26 protein-coding genes are annotated in these 25,125 nt (G+C 67.5%); 13 read left to right on the top strand and 13 right to left on the bottom strand.

Translation table 11 applies throughout. The annotated features are described in order from the left end of the window. The coding region (locus VFG33_RS30655) for an HNH endonuclease signature motif containing protein (protein WP_325056474.1) at positions 1 to 1,271 on the bottom strand (1,271 nt) is incomplete at its 3' end. Positions 1,272 to 1,450: 179 nt separating this feature from the next. Here VFG33_RS30655 and VFG33_RS30650 point away from each other — a divergent pair. Both VFG33_RS30650 and VFG33_RS30645 read left to right on the top strand, forming a co-directional pair. After that, positions 1,451 to 2,191 (top strand): nucleotidyltransferase domain-containing protein, encoded by a 741-nt coding sequence (locus VFG33_RS30650; protein ID WP_325056473.1) that lies wholly within the window; start codon positions 1,451 to 1,453, stop codon positions 2,189 to 2,191. A gap of 35 nt (positions 2,192 to 2,226) precedes the next feature. Beyond that, a complete protein-coding gene (locus VFG33_RS30645; RefSeq protein ID WP_325056472.1) occupies positions 2,227 to 2,643 on the top strand; it encodes a DUF4232 domain-containing protein in 417 nt (138 codons plus the stop codon). 7 nt (positions 2,644 to 2,650) lie between these two features. Here the strand turns inward: VFG33_RS30645 and VFG33_RS30640 are convergent, their stop codons facing one another. The 5 genes from VFG33_RS30640 to VFG33_RS30620 form a co-directional block, all read right to left on the bottom strand. Continuing rightward, the gene (locus VFG33_RS30640) at positions 2,651 to 3,871 is read right to left on the bottom strand and encodes a glycosyltransferase 87 family protein (protein ID WP_325056471.1); all 1,221 of its coding nucleotides are present in this window, start codon (positions 3,869 to 3,871) and stop codon (positions 2,651 to 2,653) included. Continuing rightward, positions 3,868 to 4,524, bottom strand: coding sequence for an HAD family hydrolase (locus tag VFG33_RS30635; protein ID WP_325056470.1), 657 nt, complete (start codon positions 4,522 to 4,524; stop codon positions 3,868 to 3,870). Before VFG33_RS30635 ends, VFG33_RS30640 begins: the two co-directional genes overlap by 4 nt. A 45-nt stretch (positions 4,525 to 4,569) precedes the next feature. Continuing rightward, on the bottom strand, positions 4,570 to 5,358 hold the full coding sequence (locus tag VFG33_RS30630) for a DUF4097 family beta strand repeat-containing protein (RefSeq protein ID WP_325056469.1): 789 nt from the start codon (positions 5,356 to 5,358) through the stop codon (positions 4,570 to 4,572). An 85-nt stretch (positions 5,359 to 5,443) separates the two neighbouring features. After that, positions 5,444 to 6,718 (bottom strand): CpaE/TadZ family protein, encoded by a 1,275-nt coding sequence (locus VFG33_RS30625; RefSeq protein WP_325056468.1) that lies wholly within the window; start codon positions 6,716 to 6,718, stop codon positions 5,444 to 5,446. Beyond that, positions 6,718 to 7,377: an SAF domain-containing protein gene (locus VFG33_RS30620; protein WP_325056467.1), complete on the bottom strand. Its 660-nt coding sequence runs from the start codon at positions 7,375 to 7,377 to the stop codon at positions 6,718 to 6,720. Before VFG33_RS30620 ends, VFG33_RS30625 begins: the two co-directional genes overlap by 1 nt. A gap of 149 nt (positions 7,378 to 7,526) precedes the next feature. On the opposite strand from VFG33_RS30620, the gene VFG33_RS30615 reads away from it, so the two are divergent. Beyond that, entirely contained in the window at positions 7,527 to 7,775 is a 249-nt protein-coding gene (locus VFG33_RS30615) for a helix-turn-helix domain-containing protein (RefSeq protein WP_325056466.1), read from the top strand. A 24-nt stretch (positions 7,776 to 7,799) separates the two neighbouring features. On the opposite strand, the gene VFG33_RS30610 is transcribed toward VFG33_RS30615, so the two are convergent. Further along, entirely contained in the window at positions 7,800 to 8,345 is a 546-nt protein-coding gene (locus tag VFG33_RS30610; protein WP_325056465.1) for a hypothetical protein, read from the bottom strand. A 180-nt stretch (positions 8,346 to 8,525) separates the two neighbouring features. On the opposite strand from VFG33_RS30610, the gene VFG33_RS30605 reads away from it, so the two are divergent. From VFG33_RS30605 to VFG33_RS30590, 4 genes are all read left to right on the top strand, one after another. Further along, entirely contained in the window at positions 8,526 to 9,386 is an 861-nt protein-coding gene (locus VFG33_RS30605; RefSeq protein WP_325056464.1) for a LysM peptidoglycan-binding domain-containing protein, read from the top strand. Position 9,387: 1 nt separating this feature from the next. Beyond that, positions 9,388 to 9,948 carry an Rv3235 family protein gene (locus tag VFG33_RS30600; protein ID WP_325056463.1) on the top strand — a complete coding sequence of 187 codons (561 nt, stop codon included), beginning with the start codon at positions 9,388 to 9,390 and terminating at the stop codon, positions 9,946 to 9,948. A gap of 184 nt (positions 9,949 to 10,132) precedes the next feature. Continuing rightward, entirely contained in the window at positions 10,133 to 10,714 is a 582-nt protein-coding gene (locus VFG33_RS30595) for a helix-turn-helix transcriptional regulator (protein ID WP_325056462.1), read from the top strand. Positions 10,715 to 10,837: 123 nt separating this feature from the next. Continuing rightward, positions 10,838 to 11,884, top strand: coding sequence for an aminoglycoside phosphotransferase family protein (locus VFG33_RS30590; RefSeq protein WP_325056461.1), 1,047 nt, complete (start codon positions 10,838 to 10,840; stop codon positions 11,882 to 11,884). Here VFG33_RS30590 and VFG33_RS30585 read toward each other — a convergent pair. From VFG33_RS30585 to VFG33_RS30560, 6 genes are read right to left on the bottom strand one after another with little or no spacing between them, the layout of a single operon-like run. Further along, a complete protein-coding gene (locus VFG33_RS30585) occupies positions 11,865 to 13,853 on the bottom strand; it encodes a hypothetical protein (RefSeq protein WP_325056460.1) in 1,989 nt (662 codons plus the stop codon). The two genes, VFG33_RS30590 and VFG33_RS30585, sit on opposite strands and share 20 nt — an antisense overlap. Continuing rightward, positions 13,850 to 14,908, bottom strand: coding sequence for a glycoside hydrolase family 130 protein (locus tag VFG33_RS30580; protein WP_325056459.1), 1,059 nt, complete (start codon positions 14,906 to 14,908; stop codon positions 13,850 to 13,852). Before VFG33_RS30580 ends, VFG33_RS30585 begins: the two co-directional genes overlap by 4 nt. A gap of 24 nt (positions 14,909 to 14,932) precedes the next feature. Further along, positions 14,933 to 15,757 (bottom strand): carbohydrate ABC transporter permease, encoded by an 825-nt coding sequence (locus VFG33_RS30575; RefSeq protein ID WP_325056458.1) that lies wholly within the window; start codon positions 15,755 to 15,757, stop codon positions 14,933 to 14,935. Further along, complete coding sequence (locus tag VFG33_RS30570) at positions 15,754 to 16,716, bottom strand: carbohydrate ABC transporter permease (protein WP_325056457.1); 963 nt, start codon at positions 16,714 to 16,716, stop codon at positions 15,754 to 15,756. Before VFG33_RS30570 ends, VFG33_RS30575 begins: the two co-directional genes overlap by 4 nt. Then, a complete protein-coding gene (locus VFG33_RS30565) occupies positions 16,713 to 18,008 on the bottom strand; it encodes an extracellular solute-binding protein (protein ID WP_325056456.1) in 1,296 nt (431 codons plus the stop codon). Before VFG33_RS30565 ends, VFG33_RS30570 begins: the two co-directional genes overlap by 4 nt. Positions 18,009 to 18,023: 15 nt before the next feature. Further along, positions 18,024 to 19,052 (bottom strand): LacI family DNA-binding transcriptional regulator, encoded by a 1,029-nt coding sequence (locus VFG33_RS30560; protein WP_325056455.1) that lies wholly within the window; start codon positions 19,050 to 19,052, stop codon positions 18,024 to 18,026. A gap of 282 nt (positions 19,053 to 19,334) precedes the next feature. Here VFG33_RS30560 and VFG33_RS30555 point away from each other — a divergent pair, with 282 nt between their 5' ends. The 6 genes from VFG33_RS30555 to VFG33_RS30530 form a co-directional block, all read left to right on the top strand. After that, on the top strand, positions 19,335 to 20,156 hold the full coding sequence (locus VFG33_RS30555; protein ID WP_325056454.1) for an endo alpha-1,4 polygalactosaminidase: 822 nt from the start codon (positions 19,335 to 19,337) through the stop codon (positions 20,154 to 20,156). 48 nt (positions 20,157 to 20,204) lie between these two features. After that, entirely contained in the window at positions 20,205 to 21,491 is a 1,287-nt protein-coding gene (locus tag VFG33_RS30550; protein ID WP_325056453.1) for an ABC transporter substrate-binding protein, read from the top strand. Beyond that, positions 21,449 to 22,429, top strand: coding sequence for a carbohydrate ABC transporter permease (locus VFG33_RS30545; RefSeq protein ID WP_325056452.1), 981 nt, complete (start codon positions 21,449 to 21,451; stop codon positions 22,427 to 22,429). Before VFG33_RS30550 ends, VFG33_RS30545 begins: the two co-directional genes overlap by 43 nt. Next, a complete protein-coding gene (locus tag VFG33_RS30540) occupies positions 22,426 to 23,250 on the top strand; it encodes a carbohydrate ABC transporter permease (RefSeq protein ID WP_325056451.1) in 825 nt (274 codons plus the stop codon). Before VFG33_RS30545 ends, VFG33_RS30540 begins: the two co-directional genes overlap by 4 nt. Before the next feature lies 1 nt (position 23,251). Continuing rightward, positions 23,252 to 24,208 carry a carbohydrate kinase family protein gene (locus VFG33_RS30535; RefSeq protein WP_325056450.1) on the top strand — a complete coding sequence of 319 codons (957 nt, stop codon included), beginning with the start codon at positions 23,252 to 23,254 and terminating at the stop codon, positions 24,206 to 24,208. Further along, the coding region (locus VFG33_RS30530) for a family 4 glycosyl hydrolase (protein WP_325056449.1) at positions 24,205 to 25,125 on the top strand (921 nt) is incomplete at its 3' end. The genes VFG33_RS30535 and VFG33_RS30530, both read left to right, overlap by 4 nt.

Here is a 25,125-nt window from a genome sequence, read left to right as displayed (position 1 = left end):
TTGCAGAGCTTGGTGGCGCCGCCGTCGATCCAGTGCACCAGATGGTGGGCTTCGCAGCTGATCGGTGGGGCACCACACACCACACAACCGCGGTCGCGGAAGTTGAGGGCTTTGCGGATATGGCCGGTCACGAAGCGCTTGGTCCAGCCGACATCCAACGGCACAGAGTTCTTACCCAAGATGAGCGGGGTGACCGCGGCGTCGCAGGCGAGCCGGCGGATCGCGGCCGCGGACAGGCCGTCGCCGTAGACCAGGTCACCGATCCCCGCACCACCGGCGCCGGAGCGCAGGTCTTCCAGGTCGGCGGTGATGGTGATGTGCGCCTTCGGGCCGTCACCATCGATGAAGCTGGGGCTGGCCGCCGCCGCAGCCGCGGTGTTCAGGACCGCCGTCAACGCGTCCGCCTGGCGCTTGTCGCGCGACCGCGGGTCCAGCTCGCCATCGACGGTCTTGTGGGGTTTCGCGCCGGCGTGGATCAGGGAGCGGAGCAGTTCGGCGTTCTCGTTGGCGAGGTAGCCGGTGAACTTGACGCCGTGGTCGGCGTCCCGGAGCGAGAGCGCTTCGCGGGCGTAGGCCTTGTCTTCGGCGGGTTCGGGGCCGTCGGTGTCGAGCAGGTCACAGGCGTACTTGGCGGCCTTCCGCAGCTCGACCGGGTTCAGGTGCGCCGCCAGCTTCACCAGCTCCTGTTCGGCGACCTCGATGTCCTCGACCGGGACCGTGTCCGGCAGCTTCTCCAACGCGGACACGATCACCTGCGCCTGCGCCGGACGAATCACCACCCGCCCCCGCACCCCAGCATCCGAGACGGCACCGCCCGCATCGATGTCCGGGTCGACGGCACCGTCCGCATCCGCGTCAGCGTCCGGGTCCGGGTCCGCGGCACCGTCCGCCTCGGCGTCCGGGGCGGCGGCGAGATCACTTTCGAGGTCGGCGTCGAGGTCGGCGTCGCTGGCGACGTGATCGTCGAGGTCGCTGCCGAGGTCTGCTGCTGGGTCGGGCAGGGCCGCGGACACGGCGGGGTATTTGGGGAGGGCTTTGGCGAGGGTGAGATCGCGGCGGACGTCGCGGGGGTGGCGGTTGTGGCGCAGCGACAACAGTTCGACGGTGTCGTGGGCTCCTAGGTCGGCGGCGTCGCCGGAGTCGTCGACGCTGGCCATGTAGTGGAGCCGGACGGTCTTCAGGCGGGCGAGCTCGGTCTCGACCGCATCGAGGACCTGCAGCCGTTCGCTGCCGGTCTTCGACCATGCCGGTCGCGCGCCCAAGATCTCCATACCCAAGACTCTAGACACTGCCTCCGACAGTTTTCGTTCGGAATGCCCTTGTCTGTAAGGGATTCCGAAGATTGTCTGAATCTTGTAGGTGGTATCGAATCAGGCCAAGTTGTCCACAGCAACCTCTGGCCTGTGGACGATCTCAAGGCTGGTCTTAAGGGCTGGTTTAGATTGGCGAGATGTTCACCGAGCAAGAGCGCGCTTCGTTGCGGGATGCGTTGGTCGCTGCCGCCCGGGCCGACGAACGGATCGGTGGAGTAGCGCTGACGGGTTCGGGCGCGGTTGGTGCCGAGGATGAGTGGTCGGATATCGATCTGGCCTTTGGCCTGGAGCATGGTGTTGATCAGTCCGAGGTGATCGCGGACTGGACCAGGATGATGTACGACGAACATGAGGTCATCCATCACACCGAGATGAGGTCGCGCGGGACGGTGTATCGGGTGTTCCTGCTGGCGAATACCTTGCAGGTGGATATTGCGTTCGCCCCGCGTGGTGAGTTCGGGGCTCGTGCGGCGACCTTCCGATTGCTGTTCGGGGAGGCTGTCGAGCAGGTGCCGTTCGGCGAGCCGGCCGCGGTCGAGCTGATCGGGATGGGTTGGCTGTACGCCTTGCACGCGCGGTCGAGTATTGCCCGCGGGAAGGTTTGGCAGGCCGAGTACATGATCAGCGGGCTTCGGGATCAGGCGCTCGCGTTGGCGTGCCTCCGCCTCGGATTTCCGAGCTCCCAGGGGCGCGGTCTCCACCTCTTGCCTCAAGCAACAACAGCGGCGCTTGAGCCTGCGCTGGTCCGGTCGGTGGATCCCACCGAACTCACCCGCGCCTTCCGCGCCGCGGTCGTAGTACTGCTGGCTGAGGTCGAGCTGGTCGAGCCCGCCGTCGCTGCCAGGCTTGAAGGTCCGCTACGGGAGCTCGCGCGGTAGTCCGGGTCGTTTCGGGGCTGGGGCATGCTGGGGGTATGGCTGAGACAGAGGTACCCGAAGCGCAGGTCGGTGATGTGACGTTTGGTCTGGCGTGGGATCTGAGGGATGGGAGCCTGCGGGGCGAACTGGAGGCGGTCAACGTCAGTGACCACCCCGTCCGTCTCTCCGGCAAACCAGGTTTGACGCCTGTTGGCACGGATGGACGACCGCTGGAGGCGGATACGGCGGTGACTCTGGAGATGCGGCACCCCGGCTACGTCGACCTAAAACCCGGGGAACGGGCTAAGTCGCCGGTCGGGTGGGGCGGCTGGGATGGGCCTCCGGCCAGCGGGAAAGTCGTCGTTCGGTGGGAGGGCGGCGAAGCGGAGGTGGAGGCCACCGGGCCCCTCCAGCCGGAGTCCCACGGCCCCGCCACCAACCTGTACAGCTCGTGGTTCTCCCGAGTCGAATGACCGGTAGTCAGGCTTGTGGTTTGGGGAGGGTGCGGGAGGTGTAGGCCAAAATCAGAAAGGCGAGCAGGCCCAGGATCAGGTGGGAGTTGCCTGGGATTGATTGCCAGAAGGTCCAGCTCAGTTCCCTGTCGTCGCGGTAGGGGACCCACCAGATCGACCTGAGGACGAAGAGGCCGTACCAGAGTGCGCCTGTGATCACTGCCGCGCGCCCGCCCCACTGGCGGTGTACTGCGCGGATCAGGCTGACGCCGAGGGGGATGATCCAGACCCAGTGGTGACTCCATGACACCGGTGAGGCGTACAGGACAGCGAGTGCCATCACGGAGATCGCCGTCACGCGCTCACCGGCCAGCCAGTACCGCCGGGCCAGCCAGAGCACCAGCAGGCCGAAGATCGCCGACAGGACGAACCACACCGGCTCGACCCACGACGCCTCGTCCCCGAGCCGGCTCAGGAAACCCATGAAGGACTGGTTGGCGGTGTAGGCCAGACCGCCGACCCGGTTCGCGTTCCGGATCACCACTGTCCAGTATTCCCAGGACTGGTTCGGTACCACGGCGAAGCCGATCGCCATCGTCGCCAGCAGCCCCAGTACTGCGTTGCGGAACGCCCGCCACTGCTTGGTGATCAGCAGGAAGGCCAGGAACGGCAGCGGCGTCAACTTGATCCCGATCGCGACGCCGACCCAGAACCCGCGCCATTTCGCCCCGCTCGGCCGGACCAGGTCGAGCAAGATCATTGCCGTCAGCAACAGGTTGATCTGGCCGAACTGGATCGTCTGCCAAACCGGCTCCAGCAGCAACGATGCAGCAGTCAAAGCAGCCAGTACTGCGATGCGCCGGTTGCGCCAGGTCTCCGGGAGCAGGGTCCACGCGGTCGCCGGGAGACTGGTACGCCAGATCGCGGCGATGCAGAGCACCGAGATCGTCGTCCAGACGACCAGCGCGACTCCCCATGGGACGGCCGCCAACGGCACCATCGCGATCGCGGCGAACGGTGGGTAGGTGAAAGGCAGACCGGAGCCCGGCAGCTGCGCGTCGTACAGGGAGGCGCGGTCGAGCAGGACCGAGCCGCCCATCCGGTAGACGCGCAGGTCGATCATGCCGTCGAAAAGGCCGTACGCCCAGGCGCCGAGGGTGACCAGCGCGGCGCAGCCGAGGATCGCGGCGACCAGCCAGCGGGGGTCGACGGTCCGGGAGGTGGGGCTGGGATGCGGGGCCACGGTCACGTCAGATCGACCCCGAAGAGCGACTCCAGCTCGCGCCGGGTCTCGTCGTACGAGGTGTGGTGGATCGCGGTCATGCCCAGCGCGCGGGCACCCTCGACGTTCAGCTCCAGGTCGTCGACGAAGACACAGGCGGCCGGCTCGAGCCCGATCCGCTCGGCGGCGAGCAGGAAGATCTCCGGCTCCGGTTTGCGCAGCCCGACCTCGCCGGAGATGACGATGTCGTCGAACATGCCGTCCCAGGTCTCGCGCGGGTAGGTGTTGCCCCAGGAGTTGGACAGCAGCGCGGTCTTGATGCCGTGCGCCCGGGCCCGCCGGATCAGCGCGGACATCTGCGGCTGGTGCTCGAAGTGCGCGAACATCCGCTCGATCAAGCCCTCGGCCGGGACCGGGGTGCCGTCGCGGCGGATCAGCACCGCGGCCAGCTTGCGCTCGAAGTCCGGGACCGCGATCTGGCCGCGCTCGAGCGCGTGGATCGGGTTCAGCTCGGCCTCGGCGGGGGTCGCGCCCAGCCAGTCGACGATCGCCTGGAAATAGGCGTCGAAGTCGAGGTCGTCCAGCTCCGCCCAGCGCCCCAGCGCGATGTCCAGACCGTCGGTCAGTACGCCACCCCAGTCCACCAGCAGGCCGCGCAGCTCGGGCTTCTCGTCAGGCATGCGCGCAAGACTACTCAGGACATGAACCCGCGATCCGAGCGCGGGTTAGTCCGCGTATTCGATGGTCACGTCGCCCGAGGAGGTTTTCGCGTTGATGGTCCGGGTGGACGCCGGGTCGATCTTGACCTCGGCCGACTCGTCGCCGGAGGACGTGTCGGTGTCGACCTTGTAGGTCTCCGACCCGGTCGGCAGTACTACGGTCACGTCGCCCGAACTCGTCTCCGCCTGTACGGAGGTCGGCGCAGTGCGAAAGGTGAGCTCGAGGTTGCCCGAACTGCTCTCCGTCGTCACCGAGGACGCGGTCAGATCGCTCGCCTCGAGGTTGCCGGAGCTCGAGTTCATCGTGAGCGCGCCGCCGACCTTGCTCGCCTCGATGTTCCCCGAGGTCGTCTTCAGGGTGGCGCCACCCGGCAGGTCCGACACCTTGAGGTCGCCGCTGCTGCTCTCGATCGTCACCTTCAGGTCCCTCGGGACGGTCACCACGTAGTCGGTGTCACAACCGAAGGACAGGAACCCGCAGCCGGTGTCGCGGATCTCCAGCTTGCCGTCCTCGTACTTCTCCCCCGGGTCCGCCCCGAACACGTTGCGGGAGAACTTCCGGTCCACGGTGATCTCCCGGACGTCGCCGGAGCGCAGTTCCAGATCGGCGGAGCCGGAGTCGATCGCCAGCGCTGTGCCCTGCACCGGGTAAGCGTCCTGGCTCGTCTTGGTGTCCTCGGTCAGACCGGTCAGAGCCCAGTACCCGCCGCCCAGGATCAGCGCGACCGAGATCGCGATGCCATACCTGCGCTCCGTGCTCATCGTGCCGCCCGGCCGGCTCTGCACCTCGGACATCGCGAACTCCCCCTGGCATTCCTGGTGACGTTGCGTCAACCCTGGCACATCCCGGGGCTCTTGTCGGTGGGGTTTTACCCCCAAATCAGCTGAGGCGGTCCCTGATGACCCCGGTCGCCAACTGCTGCAAGGACTTGCGGAGTTTGCTGGATTTGGCGGCCTCGGCGAGGCTCCTGCCGTGCGACAGCGCCGCGTCACACGCCGCCTGGTCGAACGGCAGCAGCGCGGCAGCCTGTACTCCGGCGTACCGGTTGAGCGCCTCCGCGACGGCATCGGCCGGCGAGCTCCCCAATGACCCTGAGCGAACCCTGTTCACCACGACCCGGGTGGTCGCCGACGGCACGACCGCGCGGAGCTCGTGCAACGCCCTGATCAGCCGGGTGAGACCGACGGGATCGGCTGACCCGACCACGACCACCTCGTCGGCCTCCTCCAGCGTGGCCAGGGTCGCGCCGTTCCGCCGGGGCGCGAGGGTGTCGAAGGAGATCTCCTCGTCGCTCTCGATGCAGAAGCTCACATCGACCACTGTGCAGGGCGCGAGCAACCGTGCCGTCGCCCAGACGGATTCGATCGCGGTCGGCCGCAACTCGGTCCAGCGGTCAGCGCGGCTGAGCCCGGTGAGCACCAGCATGTGCGGCGCCACCTGCCGCGCGTGCCGGGCGAGCACCTCCACGTCCAGCGATCCACCGCTCGCAGAGCGTGCCGCTGCAGCGAGTCCGGAGGTCTCGTCGAGCATGCCGAGCAACTGAGCCACAGTGCCGCCGTACACGTCCGCATCCGCGAGCAGCGTGGACACTCCTCGTGCAGCCAACTCTGTGGCCAACCCGACCGCGACCGTACTGCGCCCCGGCGCGCCCGTGGGTCCCCAGACGGCGATGAGCCGGCCTGATCCCGAGCGCAGGTCGTACCCGGCTTGCTCAGGGTTCGCGACCATCGAACCCGAGAACGGCACGAACCCGCCCGCGAAGTGCGAGACGGTCGCCGGCGGCCCGGACTCCACGGCGTCGACGATCGCGCGGCCGAGGTCCTCGCCGCTGACATCGGCCGGGAGGATCCGCTCGATCCCCATCCGGCTCAGCCTGTCCTCGCCGCCACTGGGCTCGCCGGTGTCCGACGGGTCAACCAGAGCGAGCACTGCGATCTGGCGAGCATGCAGGGCCGCCACCGCGTCAGAAGTGAGCCTGGGCAGGTCTTCCGCGAGCAGGACGGCCCGGGCCTGTCCGCTGGCGGCCGCAGCCATCACGTCGGCGATGTCCACACATCTGCGGACGATACGAATCCCGGGTGCTCTTTCGGCGCGCCGTACGACGTCGGCCTCCCACGGTGCACCGGTCACCGCGAGGAGGACAGGAACCGCCATCAGCGGCCCCGCCGGACGAGCAGTGGTTCGCCGGTGCTCATCGCTGCCAGTGCCGCGGGCAGCTTGGGCAGGTCGGCAGGATCCAGCCCGATCAGCACCTGCCGTCGGGCCGTGCTGCCGGAGACTCCCTTGACCGCATCCACCTGCACAACCCGGACTGTGTCCCAAAGCTTCTTCGCAGGTTCCTCTGGTGACTTGGGGATGATCCAGACGTCGACCTGGTCGCCGGCCGCGCTGTCGCCGGGCAGGTGTCCTGCTGCGATCGACAGCGGCAACTCCGTACGGTCGTTGTCCGCCTGCGTCACGGCTGCCTGGCGCGGCACGAATTCACCGGCCTTGACCGCGCGGACGATCACCAGACCCTTGAGATCCGCTTCAGCGTCGACGTACTGCCCCGCGGCCTCGTTGCTGGTGAACCGCACTCGCACGGTGGTCAGATCGTCGCTGGTCAGCTTGGTGCCGGCCGGAAGATCCCGCTCGGCGGCCCAGATCGCCGTGGTGTCGTCGGCGGACGAGAGCAGCCTGGCGCCGACCAGTGCGGTGATCGCGACCAGCAGCACACCGAGGACCAGCCGTCCGTCCTTCCAGCGCGCGCGGCGACTGCGCTGCGTCGGAGTTGACGGCGCGGCGAACCCACTGCGCACCTGAGTGTCCACCACGGTCTGACTCTCCCCTGTGATCTGTCGATCGCGCTCCGAGACCGACATTCTGCCGTGTCCGGGGTCCGGCCGCCGCCACTCATCCACAGGGAGCCAGGCACTGGGGACAAACGGACTCATCCGCAGGCCAACCGTGGCAAACTAAAGGAATGCCGGCACCGCGCTTCCTGCAGCTCTCCGACGTCGCCGAGGTGCTGAACATCTCGGCCAACCAGGTCTATGCGCTGGTCCGCCGCGGTGACATCCCGGCCGTGAAGATCGGCGGCCGCGGACAGTGGCGGGTCGAGTCGGCCGAGCTGGAGAAGTACATCGAGCGGCTCTACACCGAGACCAAGCAGTTCATCGACTCCCACCCGTTCGGCGAGGAAGCCGAACAGACCGAGGACGTCAACGGCTGACCCGCTCGGCCTCCAGCCGGCTGCTCAGCGGCGGCGGACGGCGGTGAGGGTCTGGGTGGGGACCAGGCGGTTGTTGTAGACCTCGGTACGGCGGCGCGGCGCGTCCAGCGGGTGCTCCGCGATCTCCAGGAAATCCGCGCCGACCCGGTCGATCGTCCCGGTGACGGGATGTCCCACGCCGAACAGCGTGACCGGCGAACGATCCCGGGCGATCCCCCGCAGCAGATGCGCCAGCCCCAACTTCGCGGCGACCGCGCCCTCGGCCGGCTCCGCCCACGGCCCGAGCCCGTGCACCGCGGTGAGCGCCGCGGCCGGGATCAGCCATTCCTCGGAGCGCTCCGCCTCCAGCAGCAGGCAGTCCTTGCCGACCCTGGCCAACTCGCCCTGGACCGGCTCGGCGTGGGTCAGTTCGACGCGGATCACCGTCCCGACCGCGCCGCGGAGCCGGTCGAGCACCGTGAACTTGGCGACCTCCGCGCGGATCCGGTCCGCGACCTCGCCGTACAGGTCGCCCTCCTGAAGCGCGTCGAACTGGGACTCCAGGTCCTCGAACAAGGCATCCAGACGCATGCCCGCGAACCTACCGGCCGCAGCGGTCCATCAGCACTCTCCGTGCTGGCGCTTGACGCTCGGTAGCGACACACTTCGCGATTTCGACTTGCCAAACCCTAGCGAGGACGGTCTATATTGATCAAGCCAAAGCAAACTAAAGCAAACTCATAGATCAGGGCCGAAACTGAGGTGAATGCGATGATCCGGGGACTGAAGGGACTGCTGGCGCTCAGTGCTCTAGCCGGGCTGGGGCTGGCACTCCGGTGGGCGACCGCCGGCATCGTCGCGGCGTCCACCGCTGAGGACCTCACCTCGATGGCATCACTGGCAGTTGGCGCCGTCGCCTGGGTCGCCTATGTCTGGCTGCTGGTGGCGGTCCTCGCGACCGTGCTCGAGCAGGTACCAGGGGCAGTCGGCCGAGGTGCGTCGGCCGTGGAGGCTCGGATCACCTCGCAGGGCGCCCGCACCCTGCTCCGGTCGACTCTTGGAGTGGCAGCCGTCGCGCCGCTGACCTTCGGGGTGGCACATGCGACACCCGGGGAGGGGCCGCACCAGCCGGAATCACAGCAGCGCGCTTGGACGTCGGTGGAACAGCCCTCGACGCTGCGGCTCGGGGACTCCCCTGCCGACTGGCGCGTGACCGAGAAGGCATCGAGCCTGCAGTTGAACGGACAACCCGCCCGTACGACGAACCCGGGCACCGAGCGCGTCGCAGTACCGCAGAAGCCGGCGGAGCAGCCCGAGCCCGGGGAACAGCGGGTGGGGGTGCCGGATCGGCCTACCCAGGGGGCGCCGACTCGCTACACCGATCTCGGCTCCGGCCAGCAGGTCCGGCCTACGACTCGAGCAGTCGCGGCCGGGGACTCGCTCTGGGCCCTTGCCGCGGCCGAGCTCGGCCCGAACGCCACCGCCGCGACTGTCGCGGCGCGGTGGCCGCAGTGGTACGCCGCCAACCGGGCCGCGATCGGCTCCGACCCCGACCTCATCCTTCCCGGCCAGGTGCTCCGGATCCCGGCGCCCGCCGATCAACCCGTGCCGCCTACCCACCAGGAGAAGTGACATGAGTCAGCACCCGAAACTCGTCGCCGTCCGACCACTGCCGGAAGAGGATCCTGTCGCCCGGCCGATCCCGATGACTCAGGGCGCGTTGGCGCTCCGCTACCAGGACGAGCCCGAGCTGCACGCAGTACCGACGACCCGCGAGCTGCATGCCGTACCGACTCCCTGTCAGTTGCATGTCGTTCCGTCGCCGCCGGTCCTGCGACTGGTTCCCAAAGGTCCTTCGCTGCCGGATGCGCAAGCGTGGGCGACCCGCCTCGTGCAGGCGCTGGCCGAGGTACTGGCCGGCGATCGTCCGATCAGCCAGCTCGTGCGCTGGACGGATGCAGTCGTCTTCACTGATCTCAACCGCCGGGTTCGCGTCCTCGGGCTGACGACCACCGCCACCGCACGCGGAGCCAAGGAGCGCAGCGCGGTCCGCTCAGTGCACGTGTTCACCCCGACGGCAAGGGTCGCGGAGATCGCTGCGCACGTGCGGTACGGCAATCGCTCCCGCGCGATGGCCCTCCGGCTCGAGGTCCACCGCGGCCGCTGGGTCTGCACAGCTCTGGAGATCGGCTGACCTCCGGCAGCTCGGCGTCTGACAGGACCACCGGATGAACTGTCGGTGGGCGACGGCAGACTGGGGTTTGTGTCTGAGGTCGGGGTTCCGTACCGGGAGCGTGCTGCGCGCGTGCCTGGTGCTGTGCTCTGGACCCGTACGCCGGCGGACAGCGGCGAATTCCGGATCCTGCCCGACGGGGTGCATGGATCTCCTCTGGATCGAGGGAGAGTTGCTCGTCGCCGGGCCCGATACGCGCGCCTACATCGGATCGTCCGCACCTGGAGTTCGGCATGCGGCGCTCCGGTTCGCGCCGGGGACAGCGCCGGGGTTCCTCGGCGTGCCGGCGCGGGAGCTCCTCGACGCCCGGGTGCCGTTGGCTGACCTGTGGTCGCCGGGGCGGAGCCGACGCCTCGCCTCGCGGATCGGGACTGCGGCGGATCCGGCGCTCGCGCTGGAAGACGCGGCCGTCGGGTTGTTCGACGCGCCGCCCGATCGTTTGGTGATGCATGTACTCCGCGGCGTCCGGCGGGGCATCGAAGTACGGGTGCTGGCGAGCAAGGTGGGGTTGAGCGAACGGCAGTTGCACCGGCGTTGCCTGGACGCGTTCGGCTATGGACCGAAGATGCTGGACCGGGTCCTCCGCATGAACACGGCCCTCGACCGAGCCCGAACCGGCCTCCCCCTGGCCGAAGTAGCAGCCCGAACCGGCTACGCCGACCAGGCCCACTTCACCCGAGACGTCAAAGCCCTCACCGGCGTCCCACCCCGCACCCTCCTCGCCTGAGCCCAAACCCCACCGACCGCCGCCTGCGCCCTCCCACCCCCGCACAAGCCGCGCGCCTTCACACCGCACTCCCGCCTGTCAGGTCGGCCTCGCTGACCGTTGCGCGTGACACCATTGGGGCTTATGAGCCTGTTCCGGCCTGGGGCCGGTGCCCGTACGGCGACCTTGCGGCACAACCCGCTCAACCAGGTGACGGCAGCCGTCGAGCGGATCACCGATCCCACCGGTCAGACCCTGATCCGCAAGGAGCTGCGCCGCCCCACTCAACCAGGCCTCGGACCCTGGGGAGCCTCCACCGATCCGCGGCACTGGAACTACTGGCGCCGCGAGCTCGAGGTCTACCAGGACAAGGAACTGCACCTACAGCTGAACGATGCCGGCCTGGTCCTCCCCGAGGCCGAGGTCGAGGAGCACGCGAGCGGCGCGGTGCTCTACCTCGAGGACATCAAAGGTCTAGCCGGCACGGAGTTCGCGCTGGCCGACCATGCCGCCCTCGCCCGTGCGTGCGGACGCTGGCAGTCGCGACCAGCACCTGATAGGCCCTGGACCTCGACCGGCTTCCTCCGGCAGTACTCCACCACCCGCGACGTTCCGTGGCAGCTCCTCGAGGATGACGACGCCTGGCACCAGCCGCTCGTCGCCGACAACTGGCCACCCGTACTACGAACCGCCTGGGCCCGGCTGGTCGCCCATCGCCACGAGCTGCTCTCTCTGACGGAACAGTTGCCAAGGGCCCGCTGTCACCTGGACCTCTGGGTCTGCAACGCGATCCGGCGGCCAGCCGGCGAGATCGCCTTGCTGGACTGGGCGTTCACCGGTGACGGCGCCCTGGGCGAGGACATCGGGAACCACATCCCCGACGCCGTCTTCGACCTCTTCTGGCCGGCCGAGCGTCTCCCCGAACTCGCCGAGACCTGTATCGACAACTACCTCGAAGGCCTCCGGGAGGGCGGCTGGCGAGGCGATCCCCACCAGGTCCGCCTCGCCGTGATGGCGTCAGCCGTCAAGTACGCCTGGCTCCTGCCGAACCTGCTCGGCCGCGCCGCCGAGAAATCCCACCAGGCGTACCACCAGCAGGCCGACAGTCAGCACCTCTTCCACCAACGCGGGCAGGCCCTGGCCTTCGTCGCCGACTGGTGCGCCCAGGCCCTCAACTCATCACCACGGTGAAGCCGCCTGGGAGAACAGAAGCAACGGAAGCACCCGTGTGGCGAGAGCGGAGCTTGCCAGTCCGGTCATAGCTGGAGATCACAGCAGAACCTGGGTCAAGGGGGTAAGTCCGAGGGTGGGAGTCGACGCTTGTCAGGAGGATGCCTGAACCGGACGCAGTCGACAGCTGCAGACGTGAGATCAGCGGGATCAGCAGCAGAGCATCCACTCGGACTTCCTTGCCCTCAGCAACCGCCGCCAGTTGGGTCGCATTGACGGCCAGCGAACCAGTGAGGGTGATCGGAAGCAGTGCGCCGGGAGCGGCCGAGACGCCTTGAGGCCCGCCGGCGCCGTGCTTGATGGACCCAAGACTGCGCGCGCCAGACGTCCAAGTCGTGCGCCCGGCGTTGCGATCGGCAACAAGATCGACCACGGGGAGGACGAGCCGCGGTTGAGTTGACGCCGGCAGACTCCAGGTTGCGGATGCTCCAGACGGTAGCGAGATGTAGGAGCCGTTGCTCCATTGGGATTCACCAGTCCAAGCAGATGGCGGCGTCACCACACTGCCGCCCGTTAGCTGCGCCGACTCCGCTTCGACTACCTCCATGCCCGATCGACTCTGCGATCCCGAGCCCAACTGCTGAGCCAGGCGCGCCAGCGAGGATGACGAATCCAGCGCGAGCATGGAGAGCAGGCCGTGGATGGTGGACTCGGCACCTGAGTTGCGGTTGATCACGCCGTCGCCGGAGATGCCGTCGTAGGTACGCCCGGTCGACGGGTCGTACATGGCCGACTTCGCGCGGTTGGCACCGAAGTACCAAGCGGCGACGAAGGCGGCGACTTGCCGCAGGCCGGGGCGATCAGCCGCCTCGGCGACTGCGAGAAGACCTTGCAGTCGGGCGTCCACGCCGTACGCGATCTGCGTGCGGTCGATGGGTGCCGGGAGCCAGCCGTTGTCGGGGCCACCTGCAGTCATCAGTAGTGGAGTGAACCCGGCTGCGTCGCCGATAGCGGGCTCCAGCAACCGCGACGAGCGCAGTACGGATGAAGCTGCGGCGAGGGCCGATGGCATCTGGGCACCCCAGGCATGCCAGTCGGAGATCGACTCGCCCCAAGGCAGCAGCGCGCGGAACGGCCAGGTCCGGCTGTCCCCAGCGCTCATAGCGGCAACGGCCTCGGCAAACCGCTCCAAAGCTCTCCTAGCAGCAGATGATCCTCCAGCAGACACATAGGCCGACAAGCCCAGTACTGCTTCAGAAGTAGCGTCCGCACCGGCCACGATCAACCAGGCAGGGACCCGACGACCATCGACGACATTCCACTGCCCGTAGCGAACCAGCACCTGCCGCTCCAAGGCAGCAATGGCCAACTCGAGCCGAGCCCGCAGGAAGGCGGCAAACTTCGAGTCCACCCCACGGAAGGCCGCGTACCCCTCACCAAAAGCCCACACCGTCCGCGCCAACCAGTACGACGCCGCGGAGTCCGACGGGTCCGGCAGTTCGACTGGTTCGGCACTGGGGTTGAGCGTCCCGTCCGGCTGCATCCACAGCACCACGTTGCCGGACCGCGGACCGCTAGTAGTCGTCTGCAGGAACGCCAGCCCTCGCAGCAGCCCGTACGCCGCGTCGCGGCTATGCCTGTCTCCAAACGCCTTGAAGTGACGCAGGTAAACCACGGCAGCGCGAGCAATGTCGTCCGCGTTGTAGGCGCCCTGCCCGTAGGTATTCGTAGCAGGGTCGTAGGTACCACCACCGATGCGGGCGTAGGACCCGTCGTCCCGACGATCGGCGTACGTCCACAGCACCCCGACAGGGCCGGACCCGTAGGTCGAGTGACCACTAGCAGCCGGCGGCGACACCGTAGTACCGAGGTAGTCGAGATGGGCGAGGTTAGTCAGCCGCTCACCCACAGCAGAGGCAGGCAGGGAAATGCGGGAAGCGGCGGCGAGGGCGACAGCCCCACCGAGGACGGTTCGGCGGGAGGCGGTCATGAAGACCGGTCCAGCCTGGCTACGCCGATCTTGGCGTCGGCCATGCCGTAGAAAACGTAGTGCACGCCATCGACCTCCTCGATAGCCGTCGGGAACACGACGTTCCCGACGGTGCCGATCCGTTCTTCCTCGGTCTCGGGCACCAGGATCGGCTCGGCCGTCCGGTCGATCACCCGGGTGACGTCCGCGGGATCGAGCAGCAGCGCCCCGGCCGCGTAGCTGACCTTCTGCGTCGTCGGATCGAACCCACGAGGCTGCTCCCCCGTCACCCCGTGGTGGATCACCAGCCAGCCCTCCGGCACCCGCAGTGGCGCCGGCCCCGCGCCGATCTTCAGCTCCTCGAACGGGTACTCCGACATCGCCACCAGCCGGTGGTCCCGCAGATGCACGAGATTCCGCAGATCCCTCTCGACCTCGGCCACCGGCACGAACGACACCCAGATCCCCGGCCGGTCGTCCTTGATCCCGGCCGGCAGGTGGATCCCCTCACCCTCGCGGAACCAGCCCAGGTCCCACATCGGCCGATGCAGCATCGCGTACGCCGGTTCGCCGTCCGGCCCGGGGACGGGCTCGGGAAAGAACACCGTGTCCTTGTTCGGGAACAGGTTCAGATCCGTGTCGAGATCGGGCTGGTACTCGAAATGAAGCGGTCCCAACCGGGTCCACGTCCGCAGATCCTCCGACACCGCGAGAGCCGGCTTCGGCCCGAGCGGCCCGTACGCGACGTACGTCATCACGTGCTTGTTCAGCGAAGGAATCCAGGTGACGCGTGGATCCTCGACCCCCGCGTTGTTGAGGCCGCGCTCCCACCCTTCGTCAGGTGCGAGCACGATTCCTTCCCGGCGCACCCCGGTCGGCACGCCGTCGGTCAGCTCGACCTCGGCCAGCCCGATCCGCGAGACATTGCCTCCAGCAACCAATCTGGGCAGCAGGTAGAGCTTGCCGTCGGGAGTGTGGCCGCTGGCGGGATTCAGCACTCCCTCGCTCTCGAAGTCGTTGCCCGGCTCAGGCGTCATCAGCACACCGACGCGCGTCAAGGTATAGGGAACAGTCACAGCAACTTGCCTTTCTGAAAAGGTCTAGCCCTTGACCCCGGACTCGAGGCTGGAGGAGATGAAGCGGCGCTGGAAGATGATGAAGAGCGTCACCGCGGGTGCGGCCAGCACGCAGGCGCCCGCGAGCACGGCACCGAAGGGGTTCGCGGCTCGCGCCGACACGGTGGTCAGATAGTTCGACAACGACACCGCCAACGGCTGCAGATCCTGTTGTTTGGTGATCAGGAACGGCCAGAGGAACTCGTTCCACGGGCCGATGAAGGTCATCAGTACTCCGGTCAGCAGGGCTGGCTTCACCAACGGGACGGCGATCCGCCAGAGGATGTTGAGCTCACCGGCACCGTCGATCCGGGCCGCGTCGAACAACTCCTCCGGCAACTGCAGGAAGTACTGCCGGAACACGAACACCGCCGTCGAGTTGATCGCGAACGGCGCGATCATGCCCAGATAGGAGTCGGCCAGTCCGTAGCTGCGCACGATCAGCACATACAGCGGGATGGTCAGCAACTGGAACGGGACCACCTGGACCAGCAGCATCAGGCTGAACACCGCACCACGACCGCGGAACTGCAGCCGTGCCAGCGCGTAGCCCGCAAGCACTCCGAAGACCAGCGTGCCGAGGATGACCCCGCCGGTGAAGACACCGGAGTTCAGCAACGACCTGCCGAGATTGATCTCGGCGTTGATCTCCGAGTAGTTGTGCCCGGTCAGGTTGCCCGGATCCGGGAAGGCACCCCTGATGGACGGGTCCGGCTCGGTCTGCAGACTGCCGACCAGCATGTAGTAGAAGGGGAACAGGAACACGAAGGCCCCGGCCAGCAGGGCGAGGAACCGCCACGGGATTCTCATCGGCCTTCCCTCCCCACGAAGCGACGTTCGATCAGGGCCAGCAACAGGACACCGATCACCAGCAGTACTCCGATCGCCGAGCCGACGTCAGGGTTTCCCTGCTCGATGCCGCGCTGGTACATGATCAGCACCGGCGAGGCGGAGGCACCGTCAGGACCACCGCCCCCGGTGAGCAGATACGGCTCAGTGAAGAGGTTCGCCCCGGTCACCGTGGCCAGCAGGACGACCAGCGTCGTGGCCGGCCGTACTCCTGGCACGGTGACGTTCCAGAACGACTTCAACCGCCCGGCACCATCCATCGAGGCTGCCTCGTAGAGATCCTTCGACACGTTCTGCAACGCGGCGAGGTAGAGCAGGATGAAGAAGCCGAGCTGCTTCCAGGTCACATAGATCGCGATCGTCGGCATGGCCAGCTTCGAGTTCACCAGCCAGGACGGGTCAGGTGCGAGCGGTCCCAGCACGCGATTGACGAGGCCGTCTGCGTTGAACAGGAACAGCCAGACTCCGACGACCGCGACACTCGCCGCCACGTATGGCACGTAGTAACTGACTCGGAAGAACGTGCGCCAACGGATCGCACTGTTGAGCGCGAAGGCCAGCACCAGCGACAGTCCGACGGTCAGCGGCACGTTGATCAGCAGGAAGATGCCGACGTTCCCGAAGGCTCGCCGCACGGCCGGGTCCGACAGCACCGCGGCGTAGTTGTCGAACCCGACGAACGGCCGGTCCACGATCGCACCCGGTGCGGTGAAGAAGTAATCGTGGAAGGACATGTACACCGCGAACCCGAGCGGATAGGCGAAGATCGCCGCCAGGAACACGAGGTACGGCGTCACGAACGCGGAACCGATCGGGTGCTTGCCGAAGACCCCGCCCAGCAGCCCGCGCCGGCGGGTCGGTGGCGGTTGGCCACCGGCCCGCTCGACCCGGCGCGGACTCAGGACTCGCTGCTGACTCATGACTGGGCAGCGAGCTGATCGACCTTCTGGGCCGCTCCGTCGAGGGCGGCGCCCGGGTCCTCCTGACCGAAGATCACGGACTTGGAGTAGGCGTCCCGGAAGTTCTGCCAGATGGTGATCGAGTTCGGCACGTTCGGCACCTCGACGGTGCGCGCTGCCTGGTCCGCGAACTGCTTGTAGTCCGGGTTCTTGGCGAAGTACTCCGGGTAGGTGCCGGCGACGTCGGCGCGCAGCGGCATCTGGCCACTACCTTCCAGCAGCTTGCCGTCCTGCTCCTTGCTGCTGGCGAACTTCAGCACATCCCAGGCGGTGCCGCGGTTCTTGCAGGCCGAGTACATCGCGACGTTCTTCGCGTCGCTGAAGGTGTAGGTCTCCGCCGCGGGCTTACCGGCCGACGTCGGCACCGGTACTGCGCCCCACTCGACCTTGCCCTTGTACGTCGCGATCGCCCACGGACCGACGATCGCCATCGCGGCCGTCCCGTCCACGAACGAGTCGCCGGTGTACTTCTCCTGCGACGCCAGCTTGTCGGCGTACAAGGTGCGCCAGAAGGCGGCGACCTTCTTGCCCTCCTCCGAGGCGAACTGCGACTTGCCGTCGGCAACGAGCTGCTTGCCACCGGTCTCGGCCGCGAAGAGCGGGTAGAAGTCGAACCAGGACTGGAAGAATTCGTTGCTCGGCGCCGGATAGATCGCGAACTTCGCGCCCTTGGCGGCGACCACCTTCCGCGACGTGGCGAGGAATTCGTCGTACGTCGACAGCGGGGGCTTGACGGTGTCAATGCCCGCCTTGGCGAAGGCCAACTTGTTGTAGAAGATCATCACCGGGTTCGCCTTCCACGGCAGCTGGTAGTACTTGCCGTCGGTCGACTTGTACTGTTCCGCGGACTTGCCGGTCCGGCTCTCGACGTACGACTTGCCGTCGGCGAAGCTGTCGAGCGCCACCAGGCCACCCTGCTTCTGAAACTGCGAGACGGACGCGGGCGAGGTGTTGAAGATCAGGCAGGGCGCGTTGCCCGCGGTGATGGCCGCGCCGATGACCTCCTCGGAGCTCTTGCCGGTGGGGATCTCCTGCGCGGTCACCTTCTGGTCCGGATGCGCGGTGTTCCAGGCCGCCACCATCTGCTTGCCCCAGGCAACTTCTTCCTTGTTGTTCGACATCCAGATGGTGATCTCGCCGCGCGCCGTGGCGGCCGCGTCGGCATCACCGCCGCCGTCGGAGCCGCCGCAGGCGACCGTAGTACCGGCCAGGCCGAGCGCGAGCAGCGCGGCCGTGAGCTTCTTTCGTTTCATGACTCCTCCATCGGGTCAGTGCACTGCAGGGGTGGCGGTGGACCGCCGGATGACCAGACGGGCCGGTGGCAGTTCCACGTCGGCCACCTCGCCCTGGTCGTCGATGAGCTGGTTGAGTGTGCGTGCGGCCGCCTCGCCGAAGCGATAGGGATCGGCGCGCACAGTGGTCAGGCCGGGGTGGACGAACTCGGCCAGTTCGCTGTCGTCGAAGCCGGCCACGCTCAGGTCGCCGGGCACGGTGAGCCCGGCCTGCTGGGCGGCGCCGAGGCCGGCGATCGCCATCCGGTCGTTCGCGTAGACGATCGCTGTCGGTCGATCCGGCAGGTCGAGCAGCCGCCGGGTCGCCTCGATCCCGCCGGCGGCGGTGAAGTCGCTGACCTCGATCGCCACCGGCTCCAGACCGGCCTCGGCCAGCGCCGCCTTGAACGCCGCGGTGCGGGTCGTCGCATGTACGAACGCCGGCGGACCGGCGACGTGCGCGATCCGGCGATGCCCGAGGCCGACCAGGTGCTCGACCACAGCGATGGTCCCCGGGCGGTCGTCGAGACAGACCGCCGGGAACGGCGAGGTGCCCTCCGGCCGATTCAGCGTGACCGCGGGCAGTCCGAGAGAGGTGAGTAGTTCGATCCGCGGGTCGTCGTGCCGGAGGTCGGACACGAACACGCCGTCGACCCGGCCGTCCTGGGCCAGCCGCCGGTAGCCGGCCGCCTCGTCCTCGCCCGGTGTCACAACCTGAAGGACCAGCGCCTGGCCGCGTGGCGCGAGCACGCTCTCCACGCCGGCGATGAACGCCGGAAAGAACGGGTCCGATGACAAGACAGCCGGATCCCTGGTGATCACGAGCCCGAGCGCGAACGCCTTCGAAACCGAGAGCGACCTGGCCCGGTTGCTGGGCCGCCAGCCGAGGTCGTCGGCGGCCGCGAGGATCCGGTCGACGGTCGTCTGGGCCAGCCCGGGCCGCCCGTTCAAAGCGAACGAGACAGCACCCTTGGACACCCCGGCCCGGGACGCCACATCCGCGATCGTCGGCCGCGCTTTGCTCATCAACGTCCTCTGATCTGAGGGTTTAAACCGGTTTAATCGCTCACTAAACCGGTCCAAACCCGCGTCGTCAAGGGTTCAGCGTCAGTTGCGCAGTAACGCGCTTTCCGAGGCTTTCCAAGCACTCGTCTGCAGATTGCCTTGACGACGACCACTCCACTGGCTTAACTGGTCCGCAAGCAGCGACGCACCCAGCCGGTAAACGGACTCGTCCGCAGTCCGGTTTTAGGCGCCAGGGCGGGAGCCCGAGGCGGGGTCGCGTCCTCGGGACCGATGGAGCCGATCGTGTCCGACCCAAACCCAACTGCTCGTCGCCGCTCGCTGGTGGTGGTCGCTGTCGCCGCGGTGCTTGCCGCCGCCGGCGTCACCCTGCTCAACCGGACGCCTGCCGAGGCGGCGATCTCACTCCCGCCGACCCACCCGGTCTTCGACTACCAGCTCGGCGGCGCGTACGACGTACCCGCCGGTGTCGATGTGGTCAGCCGGGACAGGTCGGCATCACCTGCCGCCGGAAAGTACAACATCTGCTACGTCAACGCCTTCCAGGTCCAGCCCGGCGAACAAGGTCAGTGGGACTCCGACCTCCTGCTCCGTGATGCCCAGGGCAACCTCGTGATCGATCAGGACTGGAAAGAGCCACTGCTCGACCTGCGGACCGATCAGCAACGAGAACGCATCGCGGCCAAGGTGAACGGCTGGATCGACGGCTGCGCGCGGGCCGGCTACCAGGCGATCGAGCCGGACAACTACGACAGCTACACCCGCTCGAAGAGCCTGCTCAGTACCGCCGATGCCAAGGCCTTCCTCAAACTGCTGGCCGATCACGCCCACGCACAGGAGCTGGCGATCGCGCAGAAGAACACGCTCGAGCTCGCCGGTGACCGGAAGGCCGTCGGGCTCGACTTCGCCATCGCCGAGCAGTGCGGCGAGTACAACGAGTGCGCCGGCTACGTCAACGCCTTCGGCGACAACGTCCTGGTGATCGAGTACACCGACGAAGGCCTGACCAAGGCTTGCGGCGGATTCGGCGACCGGCTCGGCATCGTTCGCCGGGATGTGGCCGTCTCGACCCCTGGCACGGCCGGGTACGTCCGCAAGACCTGTTGATCAACCCGCTCCGCCAAGCCCACATCCGTCTTTGTCCAGGGGGCAACCATGTCATCACCAACACGTCGCGACATTCTCCGCGCCGCCGCCGTACTGGCTGCCGCCGGCACCCTCGGGGCCTGCGGCAAGTCCGATGAGGATGAGGCCGGCGGTGTCGTCACCGTCGATCTCTGGCACGGCCAGACGGACACCGGCAAGGCGGCGATCGATGCCTTGATCAAGGAGTTCAACCGGACCCACCCGAACATCAAGGTCGAGGGCGGCGGTGGCGGTGTGACCGCCGACAGCATGCTGCAGAAGGTCACCGCGGGTCTGGCCGCGGGATCCTTCCCGGACATCGCGTACATCTTCGGCTCGGATCTGGCCAGCATGACCCGCAGTCCGCAGGTCGCCGATCTGACCTCCGCTCTGGGCGACCGCCTGAAGGACTACTGGCCGGCCGCCAAGGACGCGGTCACCGTCAAGGACAAGATCCGGGCCGCGCCCGCTCTGCTGGACTCGCTTTGCCTTGTCTACAACAAGAAACTCTTCGCCGCCGCAGGTCTCCCGTTACCGAAGGCGGGCTGGACCTGGGACGAGTTCGTCACCACTGCGCAGAAGCTGGCCAACCCGGCCAAGGGCATCTTCGGCACCGGCTGGCCCGGGGTCGGCGACGAGGACACGGTCTGGCGGCTCTGGCCGATGATCTGGGATCTCGGCGGCGACGTGGTCAGCGAGGACGGCAAGACCGTTGCCTTCGACAAGGTCGGCGAACAGGCGCTCGGCACGCTCGACCGGTTGCGGACCGACAAGTCCCTGTACGTCGACCCGAAGCCTGGCGGCGAGCAGCTCTACCAGGTGTTCCTCGGCGGCCGGATGGGAATGGTTGCCACCGGCCCCTGGGAGCTGCCGGACGTGATCGACGCGGGACTGGAGTACGGCGTCGCCCCGCTGCCGTCGTACTCGGGCAAGCCGGTGACGATCTCAGGCCCGGACACCTGGACCGTGTTCGACAACGGTTCCGCCCGGGTGAAGGCCGCCACCGAGTTCGTCACCTGGCTGATGGAGCCGAAACAGGACGTCCGCTGGGACCTGGAGGGCGGCAGCCTCCCGCTGAGCACGACCACCGCGGCCATGCCCGAGTGGAAGAAGCATGCAGCCAGTACTACGGGACTGCAGGTGTTCGTGGATGCCTTGCAGACCGCCCGCGTGCGACCCACGATCGCGGCCTACCCGCAGATCTCCGAGCATCTCGGCGAGGCGATCGTCGCGGTCCTGCTGGGCAAGAAATCCCCGGCTGATGCCCTGAAGGAATGCGTCGACCAGTCGAACGCGGTACTGGCGGTGCCGAACTGATGGCCAGTGTGGTCGGCACGTTCACGCTCGACCCGCGGGCTCGCAAGGCCGCGGCCAAGCGGCGGACCAGGGGCGAGGGAGCGACGGCGTGGGCGTTCGTCAGTCCATCCGTGCTGATCATCCTCGGGCTCAGCGTGATCCCGGTGCTGTGGTCGTTGCTGCTGTCGTTCCAGGCGAACGACCTGGTCTCGCCGAGTCGATGGGTCGGGCTCGCGAACTACAAGGCCCTCGCGGCCGATCCGGCGTTTGCGAGTGCGGTCCAGCACACGCTCGTCTACACCGCGCTGTATGTGCCGTTGAGCGTGGTCGGCGGGCTGGCGATCGCGTTGATGCTGGACCGACCGATCCGGCTGATCAGCCTCTACCGGACGCTGGTGTTCGTGCCGTTCGTGGTCTCGGCGGCGGCGCAGGGCGTGCTGTTCTCGTTCGTGCTCGACCCGGAGTTCGGCGCGGCCAACTCGGTGCTGCACGCACTGGGTCTGCCGGCCCAGGGGTTCTTCAGCGATCCCGGGCAAGCGCTCTACCTGCTGGTCGCGATCTCGTTGTGGAGTGGGACCGGGTTCTGCGTGATCGTCTATCTCGCCGCCCTGCAAGGGGTTCCGGATGAGCTGGTCGAGGCCGCGCGGATCGACGGTGCCGGACGGGCCGGCGTACTGCGGCACGTAGTACTGCCGACGCTGACACCGGTGACGATCTTCCTGGTGCTGTTCCAGACGATCAACGCGTTGCAGGTGTTCGATCTGGTCTTCGTGACGACCAAGGGTGGTCCGCTCGGGTCGACGACGGTGATCGTCTACTTCATCTGGGAGAAGGCGTTCAAGAGTTTCACCGCCGGCTATAGCGCGGCCGCGGCTTATGCGTTGGCGATCGCACTGCTGGTCGCCGGGTTGGCGCTCCAGCTGTACCAACGTCGCCGTACCGGGAAGGCCCTTCGATGAAGACCAAGAGCTTGCCATTCAGTCCTTGGCATCTCGTGCTCGCGCCGCTCGCGATTCTCTTCGCCTTGCCGCTGCTCTGGTTGCTGGTGAGCTCGGTGATGAGCAACGCGGAGATCAACCGGTTCCCACCCGCGCTCATCCCGGCGGGGATCAACCTCGACGGCTACCGGTTCGTACTCGGGAACGCCTTGTTTCCCAGGTGGTTCGTCAACTCCCTGATCGTCTCGAGCGTCGCCGTCACCGCCAACCTGGTGCTCGGGTCGCTCGGCGGCTACGCCTTCGCGCGGATGCGGTTCGCCGGGTCGAAGCTGCTGCTCGGCCTGATGCTCGCGACGATGGTGATCCCGTTCCAGCTGACGATGATCCCGACCTTCCTGGTGATGAAGGAACTCGGACTGATCGACACCCTCGGCGCCCTGATCATCCCGTCCCTGGTGACGCCGTTCTCGGTGTTCCTCTTCCGGCAGTTCTTCGTCTCGCTGCCGCGCGAGCTGGAGGAAGCGGCCTGGTTGGACGGTTGCGGGCGACTGCGGATCCTGATCTCCGTCGTACTCCCCCTGGCCAGGCCTGCGCTCAGCACAGTCGCAGTACTGACCTTTCTCAGCACGTGGAACGACCTGACCTGGCCGCTGATCGCGATCAACCACGACACCAACTACACGCTCCAGCTCGGCCTGACCACCTTCCAGGGTCAGCACCACACCCAGTGGGCGGCGGTGATGGCCGGCAACGTCATCACCGTGCTGCCTGTGCTGCTGGGGTTCCTGCTGGCCCAGAAGGCATTCATCCGCTCGCTGGCTTCTACCGGACTCAAAGGCTGATATGACTTTCACTGCTCCACCTCATCGCTCCGATCGTGCCTTCGACTTGCTGGTCATCGGCGACGCCAATCCCGACGTGGTGATCGGCCCGGTCAACCAGCCGCTCGCCTTCGGCCAGCGCGAACGCCTGGTCCCGACCGGTTCGCTATGCCTGGGCGGGTCCGCCGCGATCATGGCGTGCGGCGCCGCCCGGCTCGGGTTGCGGGTCGCCTTCGCCGGACGCGTCGGCGACGATCCGGCCGGGTCCTTCGTCCGGGCCGCCCTCACCGAGCGCGGGGTGGACGTGAGCGCCCTGGTGACGGACCCATCGCTGCCCACTCCGCTGACCACAGTGCTCACGTCCGGCACCGATCGCGCGATCCTCACGGCACCCGGGTGCCTGCCGGCGACCACCTCGTACGACGTACCGGCTGAGCTACTGCGGTCCGTACGGCATGTGCACGCGGCGTCGTTCTACCTGATGCCCGAACTGGCTGCCGGGTTGGCCGCGCTGTTCAAGGAGGCTCGAGCTAATAAGGCGACCACGTCACTCGACACGAACGACGACCCGGCCGACCGCTGGGATCGCGTAGTACTGGACGCCGTCCTGCGAGTGACCGACATCCTGCTGCCGAACGCGGCGGAGGCGCATTCCCTGACAGGTCATCCAGTGCTCGCGGATGCGGCGGGGATCCTTGCCCGGCGTGGACCGCTCGTGGTGGTGAAGAACGGGGCCGAGGGGGCTCTCGCGCACGACGGGTCCTCGATGGTGCGGTTGCCTGCGCTCAAGGTGGAGACCGTCGACACCGTGGGGGCTGGGGACAGCTTCGACGCGGGGTATGTTGCCGCAGTACTGAACGGCTTCGGGCGGGAACGGGCGCTGGCGATCGCGGCCGCGTGCGGCTCGTTGTCGACCCGTGCGACCGGTGGTACCGCGGCCCAGCCGACCTGGAACCTCGCGCTGGAGAGTGCCGGATGACCAAGATCGCCTTCATCGGCGCGGGCAGCGTCGTGTTCACCCAGGCACTGCTGGCGGATCTGTTCGGCTTCCCGGATCTCGGCGATCTGCACATCGCCTTGCACGACATCGATCCTGAGCGACTCAGTACCGCGAGCGGCGCGGCGGCGTACCTCGCGACGGAGTACGGCGCGGCGCCGCGAATCACCGCGCATCTCGATCGCCGGGCGGCGCTCGAGAACTGCGACTTCGTGATCAACATTGTCCAGGTGGGGATGAACGAGGCCACCCGGATCGACTTCGACCTGCCGGCCCGGTACGGGGTCCGGCAGACGATCGGCGACACGCTCGGCGTCGGCGGCGTGTTCCGGGCCCTGCGGACGTTCCCGGTACTGCGTGGGCTGGCACTGGACATCGCCGAGGTGTGCCCGGATGCGTGGCTGCTGAACTACACGAACCCGATGGCGATGAACGTCTGGTACCTCTCGGCCCTCGGGGTGCGCAACGTGGTCGGCCTCTGTCATTCGGTCTTCTGGACCATGAACGACCTCGCCGACCTGGTGGGAGTCCCGTACGGCGAGGTGTCGTACCTCGCCGCGGGGGTGAACCACCAGGCCTGGGTACTCCGGTTCGAGCACGCCGGACGGGATCTCTATCCGGCGTTGGACGAGGTCATGGCGCGGGATCCGGAACTGCTCCGACGGGTGCGGATCGACATGTACCGGCGGCTGGGGTTCTACCCGACGGAGACGAGCGAGCACTCGTCGGAGTACGTGCCGTGGTACCTGCATGATGCGGGTGAGGTGGAGCGCTTGCGGCTGCCGATCGGTGACTACCTGCGGATCATCGAGGAGAACGTCGCGCAGTACGAGCACACCAGGGACGCGTTGAAGGCAGGGGAACCGCTCTCGGTGGAGAACACGATGGAGTATGCGCCG

This window comes from Kribbella sp., from assembly GCF_035687465.1.
Taxonomy (GTDB): Bacteria; Actinomycetota; Actinomycetes; order Propionibacteriales; family Kribbellaceae; genus Kribbella.
Note: the sequence above shows the minus strand (reverse complement) of the source record. Positions and strands in the feature narration are given on the sequence as shown.